The sequence below is a fragment of the Nostoc sp. genome (genome assembly GCF_036917975.1).
GTDB lineage: Bacteria > Cyanobacteriota > Cyanobacteriia > Cyanobacteriales > Nostocaceae > Nostoc.
Genome location: NZ_JBALEJ010000034.1, coordinates 55,848 through 73,787, shown reverse-complemented (window position 1 = coordinate 73,787; position 17,940 = coordinate 55,848). Strand labels below are relative to the sequence as shown.

Annotated in this window: 11 protein-coding genes; 9 read left to right on the top strand and 2 right to left on the bottom strand. The window is 43.4% G+C overall.

From position 1 onward, the window contains the following. The first annotated feature begins 45 nt into the window (after positions 1 to 45). From V7K76_RS14995 to V7K76_RS14960, 8 genes are all read left to right on the top strand, one after another. Positions 46 to 429 (top strand): hypothetical protein, encoded by a 384-nt coding sequence (locus V7K76_RS14995; protein WP_334780060.1) that lies wholly within the window; start codon positions 46 to 48, stop codon positions 427 to 429. 151 nt (positions 430 to 580) lie between these two features. Further along, on the top strand, positions 581 to 1,861 hold the full coding sequence (locus tag V7K76_RS14990; RefSeq protein WP_334780059.1) for a S41 family peptidase: 1,281 nt from the start codon (positions 581 to 583) through the stop codon (positions 1,859 to 1,861). Between the two features lie 276 nt (positions 1,862 to 2,137). Beyond that, complete coding sequence (locus V7K76_RS14985; RefSeq protein WP_334780058.1) at positions 2,138 to 3,046, top strand: hypothetical protein; 909 nt, start codon at positions 2,138 to 2,140, stop codon at positions 3,044 to 3,046. 20 nt (positions 3,047 to 3,066) lie between these two features. Then, the gene (locus V7K76_RS14980; protein WP_334780057.1) at positions 3,067 to 4,056 is read left to right on the top strand and encodes an RNA polymerase sigma factor, RpoD/SigA family; all 990 of its coding nucleotides are present in this window, start codon (positions 3,067 to 3,069) and stop codon (positions 4,054 to 4,056) included. A 255-nt stretch (positions 4,057 to 4,311) separates the two neighbouring features. Further along, positions 4,312 to 5,925: an efflux RND transporter periplasmic adaptor subunit gene (locus V7K76_RS14975; protein ID WP_334780056.1), complete on the top strand. Its 1,614-nt coding sequence runs from the start codon at positions 4,312 to 4,314 to the stop codon at positions 5,923 to 5,925. Beyond that, the gene (locus V7K76_RS14970; RefSeq protein WP_334780055.1) at positions 5,922 to 9,044 is read left to right on the top strand and encodes an efflux RND transporter permease subunit; all 3,123 of its coding nucleotides are present in this window, start codon (positions 5,922 to 5,924) and stop codon (positions 9,042 to 9,044) included. The genes V7K76_RS14975 and V7K76_RS14970 overlap by 4 nt, the downstream gene beginning before the upstream one ends. Before the next feature lie 262 nt (positions 9,045 to 9,306). Continuing rightward, positions 9,307 to 10,287, top strand: a complete 981-nt coding sequence (locus V7K76_RS14965; protein WP_334780054.1) for a HEAT repeat domain-containing protein — start codon at positions 9,307 to 9,309, stop codon at positions 10,285 to 10,287. Positions 10,288 to 10,372: 85 nt separating this feature from the next. Beyond that, positions 10,373 to 13,507 (top strand): efflux RND transporter permease subunit, encoded by a 3,135-nt coding sequence (locus V7K76_RS14960; protein WP_334780053.1) that lies wholly within the window; start codon positions 10,373 to 10,375, stop codon positions 13,505 to 13,507. 333 nt (positions 13,508 to 13,840) lie between these two features. Here V7K76_RS14960 and V7K76_RS14955 read toward each other — a convergent pair whose 3' ends face one another. Together V7K76_RS14955 and V7K76_RS14950 are read right to left on the bottom strand one after the other, a co-directional pair. Then, positions 13,841 to 15,391, bottom strand: a complete 1,551-nt coding sequence (locus V7K76_RS14955) for a metallophosphoesterase family protein (protein WP_334780052.1) — start codon at positions 15,389 to 15,391, stop codon at positions 13,841 to 13,843. Positions 15,392 to 15,525: 134 nt separating this feature from the next. Then, complete coding sequence (locus V7K76_RS14950; RefSeq protein ID WP_334780051.1) at positions 15,526 to 16,497, bottom strand: YegS/Rv2252/BmrU family lipid kinase; 972 nt, start codon at positions 16,495 to 16,497, stop codon at positions 15,526 to 15,528. 823 nt (positions 16,498 to 17,320) lie between these two features. Here V7K76_RS14950 and V7K76_RS14945 point away from each other — a divergent pair. Further along, a complete protein-coding gene (locus V7K76_RS14945) occupies positions 17,321 to 17,929 on the top strand; it encodes a sterol desaturase family protein (RefSeq protein ID WP_334780050.1) in 609 nt (202 codons plus the stop codon). The last annotated feature ends 11 nt before the right edge of the window (positions 17,930 to 17,940 follow it).

Here is a 17,940-nt window from a genome sequence, read left to right as displayed (position 1 = left end):
TACTCATAACAATGGTATTACACACAATCAAAACAAGAGAAGTAAATGATTAAAAAACAGATAATTTTACCAACCATGCTACTTGCGACTATTCTGATTGGGGGAATGACAGGTTGCAGCAATTCTAAATCTCCAGATGTATCCCAAGGGGATGACTCTGGCACAAAGGTATCTGATACTTCTACGACAAACTCTCCGGCATCAAATACGCCAGAACGCGCTCAAAAGCGCGAAGAAATTCGCAAACAAATTGAAGCAGTTCTGACCCCAGATCAGGTAAAGGAATTGTCAGGAAAATTACAACAAGGTGAAAAAATGCGTCAAGCAGTGTTGAGCCTGAATCTAACGGCTGATCAAAAGACTAAAATTCAGGATATTTTTAAGACTGCCTATCCCCACCGCAAAGGTAAATCTCAAGATAATTCCTAATAGTTTGTTCGAGACATAATTCAGTAGTCAGTCGCGTTGCGTCGCTCCGAATTCAAAATTCAAAATTAATGACTGAGGATATTCAACGCTTCATTGATTGCATTCTGAATTCTAAATTCTGAATTCTGTATTCTTCTTGCAGATTTAAAGTATGTTTAAACAAAAATTTCTCGTCAAGATAGAGCTAGCTGTTATAGCAATAATGCTTTTAGGAACTAGTCTCTACGCTTCCAAAGCTTTCGGTAAAGCCGAATCTAGCCCTCAAAAGCTCGTGGATGAAGTGTGGCAAATCCTAGATAAAAATTATGTTGATGTCAGCTTTAACCATCAAGATTGGAAAGCAATTCGACAGCAATATCTTAGCCGTTCCTATAGTTCTAATCAACAGGCTTATGGGGCGATTCAAGAAATGGTGGCGAAATTAGGCGATCGCTACACCGAGTTTTTCGACCCCCAGGAATTTCAAGCCCTAAATAACGACATTTCTGGCAACCTCAGTGGTGTAGGGCTGGAACTGTCACAGAATGAAAAAACTAAAGCCTTAACCGTTGTCGCCCCCATTGCCGGAACGCCTGCTTTTAAAGCGGGTATTTTACCAGACGATATAATTGTCCGGATTAACGGTCAAATAACTCAAGGGATGAAAATTGAGGATGCCGTGAAGCGAATTCTCGGCCCAGTGGGAACTAAGGTAGTACTCACAATTCAACGGGGTAGCCAATCGCAAACTTTCAACCTTACCCGTGCAAATATTGCCATCTATCCTGTAACTTACAACACACGAATAACGCCAGCAGGCAAGATTGGTTACATTCGTTTACCAGAGTTTACGGAAACTGCTGCCGCAGAGATGCATCGAGCAATTGAAGCATTAGAACAACAACAGGTGCAGGGCTACGTTTTGGATCTGCGTTCCGATCCAGGTGGACTGCTGGATGCAAGTTTACAAATTGCCAGTATGTGGTTGAAGCAAGGAGCGATCGTATCTTTGGTAAATCGAGACAAAGTTAAAGATAGCTACAATGCTTCAGGACATCCTCTCACCAACAAACCCTTAGTGATACTGGTGGATAAGGGATCTGCTAGCGCCAGCGAAATTCTGTCAGGAGCGTTGCAAGACGATCATCGCGCCAGATTAGTCGGGACTCGCACCTTCGGTAAAGGTTTAGTTCAAGCCGTAGAGCCACTAGAGGATGGTTCGGGGCTGAAACTAACGATCGCTAAATACTACACACCAAAAGGTCGAGATATCAATCATGTCGGCATTGAACCAGATATTACTGTGGAGTTAACCGAGGCACAACAGAAAGCATTACTACAAAAGCAAACCTTGGGGACATTAGCCGATCCTCAGTATGCTAGCGCCGTTGCTGACCTGAGCAAATTGATTCAGTCCGGGGCCGATCATGTGAGTTTAAAGAATGGGAAATGAAGGAGGCAGGACAATACGGTTCGGTTAACAAAGTTATCTGTTGAGGCGAGCAGGGGGAGAAGAGAAGCAGGGGGAGTAGGGGAAGAAGAGAAGCAGGGGGAGCAGGGGAAGAGAAATTGCTTAATAATAACTCTCTTTCCTCCCCTGCCTCCCCTGCCTCCGCAGCCTCCCCTGCCTCCCCTGCCTCCCCTGCCTCCCCTGCCTCCCCTGCCCTATACCTCCTGCCTTCCTTAATAAACACCGTCGTGAACAAGTCAGGAACCGTATCTTTCCATCATGTCAACCCGCAAAGCCCAACGACTTCAAATTTGTGAACCAGTCCCAGGTCTGCAAATCCTGGTTAAACTCAGTAACACTCCTTTAGTGCGGACAATCATAACTACTGTTACCCACCATCAGCTAGCAATCATTGGGGTTGTATTTGTTGCCACTCTAGTTTTTTCTATGCGGGACAATGCCCCCTGGCTGACAGTACCGAAACAGGTAGCGATTGAATTTTTTTCTGCTGTATCCCAATCCCTAGCCGCTTTATTGGGAGTGTTAATTGTTTTCCTCACCTTTACTAGTCAGTTGATTGCTCAAAGGAGATATGAAGACTACTATACACTTCAGATTCAGATTGACCAACTCATTCGTCTAACTCAGTCTCTTCCTCCCGAACTTAGTAATTTTGATGAAACTTTGATAGCCCTGATTAACTATTTAGTTCCTTTGCATTTAAAGGATTTTCCAATTTGGGCAACTACCTCTCAAGTATTACCTTGGGATAAGCTTTTAGACAATTTCAAGAATGAACATAAATTGATACGGGTGCAGCAAGAATTTTCCTTAGCTACCCACCTACACCAACAACAAATTTCACTTGTTATCAATAACATGGAAGAAATTCTGGAGAGATTTTCTCGGCTTTATAATCGCATTTTGGAGATGAGCCGTTTCATTCTAGCGATTGTAAAGTTGTCCTTTCTCCTGGGAGTTTCGCTCCTTTTTTTGCTGTTATTTGGCATTATCGATTTGCAAAGGGAGTTTCCCGATCTCAGCCTACCTGTAATTGTTTCTTTAGCAATTTGGGTATTGATTGCTCTTTTAGAGTTAGTACTTGACACCTGGTTTTTTTATAAAAGCCTCTATGGCTCTTCGAGTCACTATTTGCGCTTTTTTCCGAATAAAAACTACCCTAATTAATAGGCAGAAGCCAATTTACCATGAGTAACTTAACATTCACACACACCAAATTTAGTAACACAGGTAAAGCATCTCAATCTACATCTCAATCTACAACTGATACAGTACGTAGTTATCTTAAAGAAATTGGTCGGATACCTCTATTAACCCACGAGCAAGAAATTTATTTTGCCAAACAAGTTCAGCAGATGATAAAAATACTTGCTGAATCAGAAAAACTTACTGTTGAATTAAAGCGTACACCCACACTGGCAGAATGGGCTAACCAGATGCAGTTAAGTGAACAAGAACTACTTCAGCAGCTAAATCAAGGGAAAAAAGCCAAGCAGAAAATGATCGCGTCTAATCTCCGGCTTGTGGTGTCAATTGCCAAGCAATATCAGAGACGCAATTTAGAGCTTATGGACTTAATTCAAGAAGGTACTTTGGGTTTGGAGAGAGGGGTTGAAAAATTTAATCCGGCTTTAGGATATAGATTTTCAACCTACGTTTACTGGTGGATTCGTCAAGGAATTACTAGAGCGATCGCCCAGCAAGGACGCGCGATTAGATTACCCATTCACATTAATGAAAAGTTAAATAAAATTAAGCGTGTTCAGCGAGAATTATCTCAAAAACTAGGTCGCATTCCCACTAGTACAGAAATTGCTAATGCACTTTCTTTAAAGCCTAGTCAGATTCGAGAGTTTCTAATTTTGTCTCGCCAAACTATCTCTCTCGATATTCGAGTTGGATCGGATAGAGATATACAATTACAAGATTTAATAGAAGATTACAGATATTCTGATAATGCCTATACCACTGGAGAATACATTAGTCAAGATGTCGAAAGCTTATTGTCAAATCTGCCTCAGCAGCAACAAGAAATATTAACTTTGCACTTTGGATTGATAGACGGAAATGGACTTTCTCTAGAACAGATTGCTCAACGTATGGGTATTAGCCGAGAACGAGTTAGGCAGATAGAGAAGCAAGCTCTTAACCTTCTAAATCGACAGCTAAGTAACTAGTATGAAAGGGAATAGGGAATAGGGAATAGGGATCGATATGTAGTGAGTGTTGTTCAAAAATCAAATAGGAGTCCTATAGTAAGATTCATTACCCTGTTGAACTCAAAATTATGCTGAATTCTGACTCCTGAGTTCTGAATTATTCTTGATAAATCAACAAAAATTCAAGTCTATATCAAAGGATTTAAGATAATGAAACTTTCGACTATAATTGCCTGAGTGTTTTTAATAAGCTAGAATCCACTGGAGGTTCTGATGAACCATGAAATTCCTAACGAGAGTTCAACTGAAAATAGGAACGAGAATTTGACTGAAAATAGTGTGGAACCGAAGTTACCACAATCGCCAAAAAAGAAAAAGATTACTTGGATAATTTTGGGCGTGCTGTTGCTGGGTGGGCTAGTTATTTTGGGTATCCATGCGGGTGCAGCCAAGACAGAGAAAACTGGAAAATCTGATCGTAATAAGCAGCAAGTGACACCTGTAACTGTGGCAATGGTGACACAAAAAACGGTTCCGATACAATTGCAGGCGATCGGTAGTGTGCAATCGGGATCTACGGTATCGATTACGCCCGAAGCCACTGGCCGGATTATTGGAGTTTATTTCAAGAAAGGTCAAGATGTGAAAAAGGGACAACTTTTGTTTACCATAGATGACCGATCGCAAACTGCTGCTATCCAGCAAGCTGAGGGAACTGTCGCCAAAGACCAAGCCTCGGTAGAACAAGCAAGAGCTGCATTAGCTAGAGATTTGGGTCAGGTAGACCAAGCTAGGGCCACCTTAATCAAAGACCAAGCCTCCGTGCGACAAGCCCAGGCGACTGTGATCAAGGATGAAGCACAAGTAAATTTTGCCCAGGGACAAAGCGATCGCTATGGTGCATTGTACAAGAAGGGCGCGATCAGCTTGGATACAGCACAGCAATACGTTGAAAACATCCGTACAGCTCAAGCAACCCTACAAGCAGATCGAGAAGCGGTCGCTAATGTTCAGGCTGTTTTGAAAAGCGATCAAGTGGCGTTGACTAATGCTGGTGCAGTTGTTAAGGGCGATGAAGCTGCGATCGCTAATGCTCAAGCTGTTGTTCGTTCCGACCAAGGAGCATTAGACAATGCCAAAGTGCAATTGTCTTACTCCAAAATCTATGCGCCAATTGATGGTCGTGCTGGGAATGTTTCGGTGACTCAGGGTAATGTGGTGCAAGCTAACAGTAGTGCTTCGCTGACTCAAGGTAATGCCCTGCAAACCAACAGTACAGCTGGTACGACTAGCAGCACGGCTCCACTTGTCACCATCACCCAAATTCGCCCAATTGAAGTTGCTTTTTCCATTCCCGAAACAAATCTACCCCAGGTACAAAAGTATATGCGGAATGGCAAGCTGAAAGTAGATGTGACATTCCCCAATCAAAGTCATTCGACACCAGGTGTTTTGACATCTGTCAATAATACGGTTGATAACACCACGGGAACAATTCAACTGATTGGCCAATTTGACAACGCTGAAGGAAACTTGTTTCCTGGTCAATTTGTGAACGCAACACTAACGCTGACCGAAGAACCGAATGCAACAGTTGTTCCCTCCCAAGCCGTGCAGAATGGCCCCGATGGACAGTTTGTTTTTGTAGTTAAGCCCGACATGACAGTAGAAAATGTGCCAGTTACAGTTAGCAGCACCATTGATGGACTAGATGTGATTCAGAAAGGGCCACAACCCGGCGATAAAATTGTCACCGATGGTCAAGCGAATCTCGTTTCGGGTAACAAAATCCGCATCAAAACAGCCGACAATAACTCAAGTGCAGGTGGAAATTCCTCAAAGTCAAAAGGAAATCATGCGCCGAAGTCAGGCGGAGGTGATTCATGAACCTCTCAGAACCATTTATCCGTCGCCCAATCATGACGACTCTGGTGATGGCGGCGATTTTGATCTTCGGTTTCATGAGCTATCGCTTACTGCCAATCAGTGATTTACCAAGTGTGGATTATCCCACAATTCAGGTAAGTGCTTCCCGACCGGGAGCTAGCCCCGAAACGATGGCAGCATCGGTTGCTCGTCCTCTGGAGAAGCAATTTTCTAGTATTGCTGGACTGGATTCGCTGAACTCAACTAGCACTCTGGGACAGACTCAAATTACCCTGCAATTTAACCTGAGTCGGAATATTGATGATGCGGCACAGGATGTGCAAGCCGCGATATCGGGGGCATCGGGGCAAATTGCGACTGATTTACCCAATCCTCCCACCTACAGCAAGGTTAACCCTGCCGATCAACCGATTCTCTACCTTTATCTAGACTCTCCCACTCTGCCCCTTTCCCAGGTAGACAATTATGCCGAGACTTATTTGGCGCAAAAGCTATCTACAATCAATGGGGTGGCACAGGTAGCTGTTTATGGTTCCCAAAAGTATGCGGCTCGAATTCAACTAGATCCGCAGCAATTGGCTACGCGGCAAATTGGGCTAGATCAGGTGGCGACAGCGATTCAAGATGGTAACGTCGATTTACCTACTGGTAGTCTTTCGGGAAATCACAAGAATTTTACAGTCCAAACTAACGGGCAACTCCAAGATGCGGCTGCTTATCGTCAGCTGATTGTGTCTTATAAAGATGGTGCGCCCATCTATCTTTATCAACTCGGTCGGATTATTGACAGTGTAGAAAATGACAAAGTATCAAGTTGGTACAACAATACCCGCGCCATTATTCTCACCATTCAAAGACAACCCGGAACCAATACAGTACAAGTCGTAGATACGATTAAGAAACTACTCCCGAAATTGCGAGACCAGATTCCAGCATCCGTGGAAATTGGGATTCTCTATGATGCATCTCAGTCAATTCGAGATTCAGTAGATGATGTCAGATTTACGTTGATTTTGACGATCGCTCTAGTTATTTTAGTAATTTTCATCTTTTTACGGAACCTCTCAGCCACGGTGATTCCCAGTTTGGCGTTACCCGTTTCGCTGATTGGTACTTTTGCAGTGATGTATTTGCTGCAATACTCACTAGATAACCTCTCGCTGATGGCGTTGACCCTTTCGGTGGGTTTCGTCGTGGATGACGCGATCGTGATGCTAGAAAATATCGTCCGTCACATGGAAATGGGAGAACGTCCCCTAGAAGCGGCGTTGAATGGGTCGAGAGAAATTGGTTTTACCATCCTATCAATGACCCTTTCCTTAGTTGCAGTCTTCATCCCCATGTTGTTCATGAGTGAAGTACTGGGACGATTATTTCATGAATTTGCTGTAACGATCGCAGTGGCAATTCTCGTCTCTGGTTTTGTGTCTTTGACTCTGACTCCCATGTTGTGCAGCCGTTTTCTGCGTCCTGTAGATCATGCTAATCAAAGTCGGTTATACCAAGCTTCGGAATATGTCTTTGATCGCTTCCTCGGTTTGTACGATTGGAGTCTGAAAAAAGTCTTAAAATATCATCGCACCACGATGATTTTATCTGTCTTTCTATTTGCGGTGACAGTTGGGCTGTTGATGATAGTTCCCAAAGGCTTTATTCCTAGCGAAGATACCGGACAAATTACAGGCATTACCCAAGCAGCCCAAGATGCATCCTTTGATAATCTTGTCCAGCATCAGCAGACAGTTGCTAACCTGATCCGTCAAGACCCAAATGTGGATGCAGTCAACTCCAATATCGGGGCGGGAGCGAGTGCGAGTGGCGGTGGGGCAGCAGTTGCAGCCAATTCTGGGAGTTTGTTTATTCGGTTAAAACCGCGATCGCAGCGTCAACTTGGGGCTGACGAAATCGTGCAAAATTTGCGAACCAAACTCGCCACTGTTCCAGGTATTCAAGTATTCTTACAAAATCCGCCAGCGATACCTATTGGCGCTCAACAAAGCACAGGACTTTATCAGGTAGCACTCCAGAGTTCTGATGTCAAACCCTTACAGGAGTATGTTCCTCAACTTGTTACCAAGATGAAGGAGATGCCAGAACTCCAGGATGTGAACAGCGATTTACAGTTTGCTTCCCAGATTCAAATTGACATTGACCGCGATAAAGCCTCAACTTATGGTATAACCGCCGAGCAAATCGAAAATACCCTGAGAAGTGCCTACGGTTCTTACCAAGTGTCAACCATCTATGCTGCGACTAATGAGTATCAGGTGATTTTGGAATTAGCACCCCAATTTCAGCAGGATATCAATGCTCTGTTGACGTTATACATTAACTCCAGCACAGGAGTGGCAGTACCTCTGAAGACATTCGCCAAACTATCTCAGGGAGTCAGCCCGTTAATGGTTAATCATAACGGTCGGATGAACGCCGCCACCATTTCCTTTAACCTCGCTCCCGGTGTGGCCTTGGGAAATGCCAACGGAGAGATTGAAAAAGTGATTAATCAGGTGATTCCTGCCAGCATTAGCACCAGCTTTCAAGGTGCAAGCCAGGTATTTCAAAGTTCACTGCCGAGTTTGGGTTTATTGTTAGCGATCGCTATCCTCGTAATTTATCTGATTTTGGGTGTTCTCTATGAGGATTTCATTCACCCAATTACGATTCTTTCCGGTTTGCCGTCAGCAGGTTTTGGGGCATTGTTAACGCTGATCATATTCCATGTGGAACTCAATGTTTACTCCTTCATTGGGATAATTCTCTTGGTGGGCATAGTCAAGAAAAACGGGATTATGATGGTGGACTTTGCGATTGTTGCCCAGCGAGAAGAATTGAAAAAACCTTCTGAGGCAATTTATCAAGCCTGTTTGGTGCGCTTCCGCCCAATTATGATGACGACGATGGCAGCATTAATGGGAACCTTGCCGATTGCGATCGGGTTTGGGGCTGGCTCGGAATCCCGCCGTCCTCTAGGGATTGCAGTTGTGGGCGGGCTGATATTTTCTCAGATATTGACCCTGTATTTAACACCCGTATTCTATATATATATGGAATCGTGGCGGAAAAAGCTCAGTCAAGTTAAATTCCGGCGGGTGTTCTCATTTTCAGGGGGGCGATCGTAATGTTCAACCTGATTTGAGCCTAATTTGTTCTCGCTTATTAGCCCAGCAATAATCTGAAAAAAAGTCAATGCTGAAGTTAATTATTTTTTAAACGAACCGCAGAGACGCAGAGGAGACAGAGAGTTAAGAAATTTAAATATAGTTACGCTTTCAACTAACGCACCGTTAACAATTCAAGGTGCGTTAGCCTACGGTATAACACACCCTACTTCTGATTTTCTCAATTACGAATCACGAATTAAGAATTACAAATTAAACACTTATGTCAGATATTAAAGATGCATTAACCCGAATTCATTACTGGTTTAAAGAAAATTATCCAGCAAAGATTGCATCATTGGCATCAGGTTTAAGTCCATTAGAAATAGATAATGTGTTGAGTACCCTATCTTTTCAAGTATCCAAAGAAGTTCAGGAAATTTATGAATGGTCAAATGGATACCCAATGTATGGCTGTGCAGATGATTGGATATTTTATCCGATGTTTCTTCTAAGTTTAGATTCAGCAGTGTCAGAAGCTCAAACTTGGGTAGAGGAACATGAAGAAATAGCCCTGATGTATAAGTATGCAGGTAAACCTGTCTTGCCAGTCTGTATGTCAGATGTCGAGTTTTTAGCAGTTGTCGCAACGGATGATGAACAAACAACTTCTCCTGTAATTCATATCTCCGAAATTGTAGAAATTTCACTGCGATACACCAATTTAACAGCCATGATGTTGACTCTAGCGGAATCTTATGAGACTGGGGGATTGTTCGTCGATTGCAAAGGTTACATAGAGAAAGATGAGAAAAAGTATGCTGCTGCATATCGAAAATACAACTCAGGAATTACAGACTTAGCTCTCGAAAGATTTCTGAAGATATTTCCTGAAGATTCCTCTTGGCAAACCGTACAACTACTTCATAACGACCTATATATGAGCAATAGCTATGGAATAGAAATTCCCCCAAATAATCTGAAAAATAAAGTAGTTAATACTCTTCTGAATCTGCTGCAAGACGAAAAATATGATTCCGGCTTTTCTGTAGTATTAGTACTCGAAGAACTTCGAGCAGTAGATGCCTTAATTCAAGGACTTCAACACCCTAGCAAATGGGTTCGCAGTCGGTCGGCCTTTGCTTTAGGAAAAATCAAAGCATTTGAGGCTGTGGAGTTTGTATCGCAGCTTTTAGAAGATCCAGATCCAGTTGTTAAAGAAGCAGTGAAGGAGGCGTTAGATATGTTTAGAAATCAAAGATAGAGTTATTGCACTATTACAAATTGATCAAATTCACGTTGAAATTATTTTTAGCGATCGCTACCACATTTCTGGGAGAACAAAACCCATGAACCTTTCAGAACTCTTCATCCGTCGTCCAGTCATGACCACTTTGGTAATGATGGGTATCCTCATCTTCGGTTTGATGAGTTATCTACTATTACCCATTAGTGCGTTGCCTAACGTTGAATATCCTTTTATATCTGTCTCTGCTAGTCTCCCTGGTGCCACCCCGGAAACAATGGCATCTTCGGTCGCTGCACCTCTAGAAAGACAGTTTACCGAAATTGCCGGACTCAATTCATTTAATTCCACCAGTTCCACAGGCAGCACCAGCATCTCCCTACAATTTGACTTTAGCCGGAGAGTAGAAGATGCTGCCAAAGATGTCCAGGCAGCCATCTCAGCCGCCGCCGGACAATTGCCCGCCGGAATGCCTCACCCGCCTACCTACCGCAAAGTCAACCCATCTGTCTCACCTGTTCTCTACCTCTATATGTATTCTGAGACACAGCCAATCTCGACAGTAGATGAATATGCAGAGGTAACAGTTGGTCAACCCATCTCGATGATTGATGGTGTTGCTCAGGTACAGGTCTATGGCCAACAGCAATATGCAGTCCGCGTTCAGGTTGACCCGCGAGAGTTGGCATCGAGGGGAATTGGTCTAAATCAGGTAAAAACTGCTATTCAACAGGGAAATGTTGATTTAGCAACCGGCAGTCTCTCTGATACTTTCAAAAATTATACGATTCAGGCGAATGGTCAACTTACCGATGCTGCCGGCTATCGCCAACTTATTGTAACTTACGCTAATGGTGCGCCTGTGCGGCTCCAGGATTTGGGGGACGTGATTGACAGTGAACAAAACAACAAAGTCTCGAATTTGTATAACGATGACAAGGTGATAAACCGCCATTCTGTTGTTCTCGCTGTACAGCCGCAACCAGGTGCTAACACTGTAAATATCGTTGATGCTATCCAGAAACTTTTACCTACACTCCGCGAACAAGTTCCCAAATCCATTGAGATGGGGATTATGTACGATCGCTCCCAAACTATCAGAGCCTCTGTCAACGATGTAAAATTTACCTTGGTTCTCTCGATTTGTCTAGTTGTCTTGGTGATTTTCTTATTCTTGCGTGACATCACGGCGACGCTGATTCCCAGTTTGGCTCTACCTGTAGCGATCATTGGTACTTTTGCGGTGATGTATCTGTCGGGCTTCTCCCTGGACAACATCTCACTCATGGCCTTGACCCTCTCCGTGGGCTTTGTGGTGGATGATGCGATCGTGGTGTTGGAAAATGTCGTCCGTTATCGGGAAATGGGCGATTCTCCCCTAGAGGCAGCATTGAAGGGATCAAAGGAAATCAGTTTCACAATTTTGTCAATGACCCTCTCCTTGGTGGCGGTGTTCATCCCCATCATGTTTATGAGTGGAATCATCGGTAAATTATTTCATGAATTTGCTGTTACCATCGCTGTGGCAATTTTGGTTTCGGGTTTTGTTTCCCTCAGTCTCACCCCCATGTTGTGCAGTCGTTTCTTAAGTTCGCCCCATCAGCAAAGACCAAATCGGCTCTATCAATTTTTAGAAGGGGGATTTGATTTACTACTGCGGGGATATGATTGGACGCTCAAGCCCATCTTAAAATACCGCTTGATGACACTGATTGGTTCTGGGATTCTGCTAATAATGACCGCCTATTTGTTCGTCATCGTTCCCAAAGGATTTATCCCCACAGAAGATACCGGACAATTGATGGGGAACACGAAAGCCGCGCAAGATATTTCTTTTGATGATATGCTGCGTCACCAGCAAAAGGTTGTTGAGATTATTCGCAAAGACCCCAATATTGAAGCAGTTGACTCCATTGTGGGTGCAAGTGGCCCGAACGGTTCAGTCAACGGTGGGCGAATTACCATTCGGCTCAAGCCACGCGATCAACGTCAACTCAGTGCTGACGAAATCATTCAAGAGCTAACCCCCAAATTGAGACGTACAATTGGGATTAAGACATTCCTCCGCTCTCCGCCAGCTATTCCTATCGGTGGTCAACAAACTAATTCTACTTATCAGTTCACGTTGCAGAGCTTGAATTTACAAGACTTGCGCCAATACGTTCCTAAACTTCTAGATAAAGTCAAAACCCTACCAGGACTCCGGGATGTTGACAGCGATTTACAACTCAGCACTCCCCAAATCGAAGTCGAAGTTGACCACAACAAAGCCGCAACTCTTGGGATTACCGCCCAACAAGTTGAACAAACCCTCAGTGCTGCCTATGGTTCCAGCCAGGTTTCTACTATTTTTACCCCAAATGACGAATTCTATGTAATTTTAGAAGTGAAACCGGAGTTTCAGCGAGATCCCACCGCCCTATCAATGCTCTATGTGCAATCGAGTGCTGGAAAACAAGTACCTCTGAGTACGATCGCTAATATTACCCAGAATGTTGGCCCCCTCACTGTCAATCACGTTGGTCAACTCCCGTCTTCGACTATCTCTTTTGACACTCTCCCAGGAACGTCTCTTAGTCAGGCTACTGATGCCATCAAGCAAGCAGCTAGTGAGATGTTACCCTCAACAATTACCCCCAGCTTTCAGGGTTCAGCCCAAACCTTCCAACAGTCCTTCAATGATTTAGGGGCGCTGTTGTTGGTGTCTATTTTAGTCATCTATCTGATTCTCGGTATCCTCTATGAGGATTTCATTCACCCAATCACTATTCTTTCCGGTCTACCTTCGGCGGGTTTTGGCGCATTACTGACGCTGCTGATTTTCCAGGTTGATTTAAATCTTTACTCTTTCATCGGCATCATTCTGCTAGTGGGTATCGTTAAGAAAAACGGCATTATGCTGGTGGATTTTGCCATTGAAGCGCAACGAAAGGAAGGTAAAAATTCCTTTGATGCCATTTATGCCGCTTGCTTGACTCGCTTCCGCCCAATTATGATGACGACGATGGCGGCTTTAATTGGCACACTTCCCATTGCTTTGGGGACGGGAGTAGGTTCAGAAGCACGTCGTCCTTTGGGGATTGCGATCGTTGGTGGGTTGCTGTTCTCTCAGATATTGACTCTCTATTTGACTCCAGTGTTTTATATTTACATGGAGGCATTACGGAAAAAGCTCGGACAACCGAAGTTTTACCGCTTTTTCTGGAAAAAGAATTCAGGAGTCAGAAACCAAAATTAAGATCGTGTCCGGTTAAAACAAGTCGCAAGTCGCAAGTCGCAAGTAAGTTTTGTGACGGGGATTTAGACCCCGACCCAAAACTTACCGATTATTGAACCGGGGGACTTAAACCCACGGTACTCGGTTAAAAAACTTATCTTAGAGTAGCAAGGCAATACTTCTCTGTTAAGCACTTTTAACTCAATACGGTTCAGTTAAGGATAATCGTAGGTTGGGTGGAACGAAGTGAAACATTTGGGATGCTCCCCAGTATGTTTTCAGAAATCAAATCGGAGTCCTATATAATACCAACTTTAAACTAGCGATTAGGGATTGAGGATTAGCAACAGCTTACTAGATAATCAATGGCTCAAGTTCACGATTATGCCATTGCCGCTGATGCCATTCGGCAACCAAAGGACGGATAATAAACTTAGGCTGTCCATCGCCTTTAACGTCAATGCGTAAACCTGAATAAGGTCGTCGCTTTTGAAAACCTTGACCGTTGCGACCAATGAAGAGATGCGATCGCGCCACTAATCTATTTTCTTCCATCAAATCTGCTCCCTCAATTCGCTGGCGGCGCAAACTAAAGCCACTACCGCCACAAACAATCCAGTGGATATGAGAATCAGCGTGTCCTGTATCCATTGTCTCAATGTGTTCCAAGCAGTGTGCGTGACCGTTCAATACCAAATCTACCAAGGGACGCCCCTGAGTTAAGGAACCGATTTCTTTTGCTACCGCATCCAGCACACCACGTAAGCGATCGCGAACGATCAGAGTTTGGGCTTGTTGCCACTTTGTTGCCTCAGTTACATAAGGTGGATGATGAAAATAAATCACCCTTCCCCGAACTTCACTATTATTCCAAGATGCAATTAATCTTTGTTTGAGCCAGTCTAATTGTTCGATATCAGTTAGCGTTGTTTTATTAGTAGCTAGTTGTTTATCGATATCAACAATCAGTTCTTCAATTTGTGACATCTTGGCGTGTAAGTCGTCTAATTGGTCGGCTTCGCTGGGATTTTCGGGACGAAGTTTTGATGAATTTTCAATGATTTCCAGCTTTTCTTGCTCGAAATCTTCACGGCGTTTTTCTAAGAGTTTGCGATTAGCGTCACCTTCTTTGGTTTTAGGTAGCGGTGGTGGATCGTTAAATGTATTAGAATCCAAGGCAAAAAAATCAATCCCGCTATAGCGAAAAGTGTAGTAGCGATTGGGAAGACGGGTAAACTGCCCAGGTTGATATGAAAGACAACGACCTGTATCTGTCTTGGCTGTGTAGTATTTATCTAAGTGGCCAGCTAACTCTCCCGGAAGCTGAAACGCCTTCAGATAGTCCAGAAATGCTCGTGCGTAAGCGTCACCGGTTCCTGAACCATGCAGTCCCACATCTAAGTCTAAGCGCGATCGCAACAGGTGACGAATGGGTAATGTTGTTAAGGATGCCAAGCTTAATAGAATCGGCAAGTTATAGTAATCGTGATTTCCCGGTACAGGTAAAATGGGCAGCTTAAAAATCATCCGATCGTAAGCAACCTGTTTGGAATGCTCTGTACCCGCGAGAAACTCTCGGTAAGGCTGGATGAAGTTCTGTTGATAGTATTCACTCGATCCCACTAAATAGATCACATCCCCGGTATGCAGCATAAAACGGGATTCGTTGTGATGAGGCAGCATGAGTTCAGCCACCTGTCGCTGGGGATTGTGTCCTCGGTGTTTGCCGGAACCACTATCACCTACAACTAAAAATGAGAACTCAGAATTATCTGTTTGATCATCCTCCAACACCAGCCGAGTTTGGTCGATGTTCCGTTCCACAATTAACGGATCTTGCCACCGTACTCGCTGATTCATTTTACGAATTTTGTTAGCGATCGCCGGATCGGATACAAGTTTCAATGTAATCTACTCCTGAATTTAGAATTGCTGAAGGATTGGGGATTGGGGACTGGGGACTGGGGACTGGGAAGATAAGTATGAGCAAGGTTGCAGCAAGTCTTTCCCCTCCATCCGACGCCCAATGCCCAATGCCCTCATTCTCCTACTGTGTCTTTCATCTCAATAGTCAGATTAGGGAGTCCTTCTAGTTTTTCTGTAGGTTCAACTTCTTCTACTAATGGCACAAAAATTCGTAAGCCTGCTGGTACACACTTAATTTCTACTGGTGTTGTGCCCACTATTTCACCATCTAACACAACCTTTTGTGGTGGTTCAGCCGTAATTTTAAATTGTTTGGCTCGCAGGAAACCAATATCATTCCGTTCTGTGGCGTTACCTGTAGAAGCCGTTTGAAATAGATGAAATGTCGCTGCGATCGCTCCTGCTTTGTTAGCTGGAGCTACAATCGTTAAATCTAATAACCCATCATCATAAATCAGACCTGCTGGCCCTTGAGCCAAAACTGAGGTGGCAGGCGCGGCATTTGCGACTGTTACTGCACAGGCACTAGTTTTAATTATCCTGTCTTCAGTTTCAATTTCAACATCAAAGTTATGTAAATTTCTCAATTGCTGGATTCCTGCCAAGATATAGGCCATCATCCCAAAGCGATTCTTGGAATCGCGGTCTGCCAATTCTACAGTTTCAGCTTCAAAGCCAATACCTGCCAAGAGTACCATTGGCCGATCGTTACAATAGGCTACATCTACATGGCGGGTTCCTCCCTCCAAAATTGTCTCACACGCACCTGCGATCGTGTCAGGGATACCTAAAGCTGTGGCAAAAGCGTTTGCTGTGCCGCGAGAAATGATCCCAAATGGAATATCAGTACCCACTACAGCCGCCGCCGCCGCCGAGAGAGTACCATCTCCCCCCGAAGCAATGATTGCATCTACCCCTCGCTCTACCGCTTGATATGCCAGTTGGTCAGCGTCGATTTCTTCAGTTGTGAAATAAATATCTAGGTCAATATCTGGCTCTAATATTGCACGGATTTCTGCCAGTTCTATATCTGGGTCGCCCTGACCCGCAACAGGATTGAAGATGAGACAGGCGGAACGATTCATAAGGTATTACAACTAAGCTTGGATCATTAATGAAGATACCAAATTATTCTTAGCATTCCTGTAAATTTTCAGCTTCCCTTTTGAGGCGGAGTTTTCTGGATATATTGGCTTTCAGGGTGATGTGCGATCGCATCATGCACCAAGAAAAATGAGAACCTTTAACTTGCCACTGCACGCCTTTGGCATTTCCCGCAATGCAACCGACACACCTTATGGTATCTTGCTCTGCTGGGGTTAACTGAACGATATTGTAATATAAACGGACTACTTAAATAATTCGTAATTCGTAATTCGTAATTCGTAATTCGTAATTCGTAATTAAGTTTTGTGACGGGGATTTAGACCCCGACCCAAAACTTGCCGGTTATTGAACCGGGGGATTTAAACCCACGGTACTCGGTTAAAATAAATTGTAACTTTGTTACAAAATAAGCTATTTACTAGAATCGGAGTTAACCAAGAATCTTAATATCTATGCAACAAAATCAGGTTGAATTTAATTAACAAACTTTAACATATATTAGCTGAACTACTTGATGTTGTAAAATAAGCAGTGGATTTTGTCGATTAACAAATTCAATCATAAATTGCCCATATTTGGTAGCGAAGACCAAAACAATTGGACACGATCAGCATTTTCATTGCCCTAAATTAATATTACGGATGGGTCTAATTGACAAACCACTCATTTTGGTATTATTGCTTTTTCTTCTTCGGTATCACTCTTGCACGATACTTTTTGATTGCTGGGGGAGCATACTTGCTCTTTTATTTAGTTCTAGGAAAGTCGCTTGCCAGCAGGAGTTTGCATTTGAAACCGTTGATGAGTTGTTCTATTAAAAAAGATATCGAATTATCAGTACTCTCCGCAGTAGTTTTTGCTATTTGTGGAGCGTTTATGATCTCAGAGTATAGTTTGGGAGCAACGCTGTTATATAGTGACTTATACAAGTACGGACTATGGTATTTAGTAGTTAGCTTTATTGCAGTACTCGTTCTTCAGGATACTTACTTTTATTTCATCCATCGGGTATTTCACCAGCCTCTAATTTTCAAATGGATGCATTCTGGACACCACCGTTCAGGAGAACCAACACCTTGGAGTTCTTCTGCATTTGACTTCCCAGAGGCGATTGTACAAGGACTTTTTTTTGTAGGTGTAAGTTTCATAGTTCCACTGCATTTCATCACCTTAGTTGCTGCACTGATAGCTATGACAGCATGGGCAGTCTTTACCCATCTTGGATTTGAGGTATTTCCCTCTTCATCTAAGAGTTACTGGATTGGAAAATGGCTGATTGGTTCTAGGCATCATTCAATACATCATCGTAAATATAAAGTGCATTACGGTTTGTATTTTACGTTCTGGGACAAACTGCTAGGTACTGAAGACCCTAATTATGAAAATGAAACCCACACAATGGAGTTTTAATTTCTTAATAA

What these genes read in the sequence shown, in the direction of transcription:
- V7K76_RS14995 (WP_334780060.1), top strand. Translation starts at nt 46, where the DNA reads ATGATTAAAAAACAGATAATTTTACCAACCATGCTACTTGCGACTATT.
- V7K76_RS14990 (WP_334780059.1), top strand. Translation starts at nt 581, where the DNA reads ATGTTTAAACAAAAATTTCTCGTCAAGATAGAGCTAGCTGTTATAGCA.
- V7K76_RS14985 (WP_334780058.1), top strand. Translation starts at nt 2,138, where the DNA reads ATGTCAACCCGCAAAGCCCAACGACTTCAAATTTGTGAACCAGTCCCA.
- V7K76_RS14980 (WP_334780057.1), top strand. Translation starts at nt 3,067, where the DNA reads ATGAGTAACTTAACATTCACACACACCAAATTTAGTAACACAGGTAAA.
- V7K76_RS14975 (WP_334780056.1), top strand. Translation starts at nt 4,312, where the DNA reads ATGAACCATGAAATTCCTAACGAGAGTTCAACTGAAAATAGGAACGAG.
- V7K76_RS14970 (WP_334780055.1), top strand. Translation starts at nt 5,922, where the DNA reads ATGAACCTCTCAGAACCATTTATCCGTCGCCCAATCATGACGACTCTG.
- V7K76_RS14965 (WP_334780054.1), top strand. Translation starts at nt 9,307, where the DNA reads ATGTCAGATATTAAAGATGCATTAACCCGAATTCATTACTGGTTTAAA.
- V7K76_RS14960 (WP_334780053.1), top strand. Translation starts at nt 10,373, where the DNA reads ATGAACCTTTCAGAACTCTTCATCCGTCGTCCAGTCATGACCACTTTG.
- V7K76_RS14950 (WP_334780051.1), bottom strand. Translation starts at nt 16,497, where the DNA reads ATGAATCGTTCCGCCTGTCTCATCTTCAATCCTGTTGCGGGTCAGGGC.
- V7K76_RS14945 (WP_334780050.1), top strand. Translation starts at nt 17,321, where the DNA reads ATGAGTTGTTCTATTAAAAAAGATATCGAATTATCAGTACTCTCCGCA.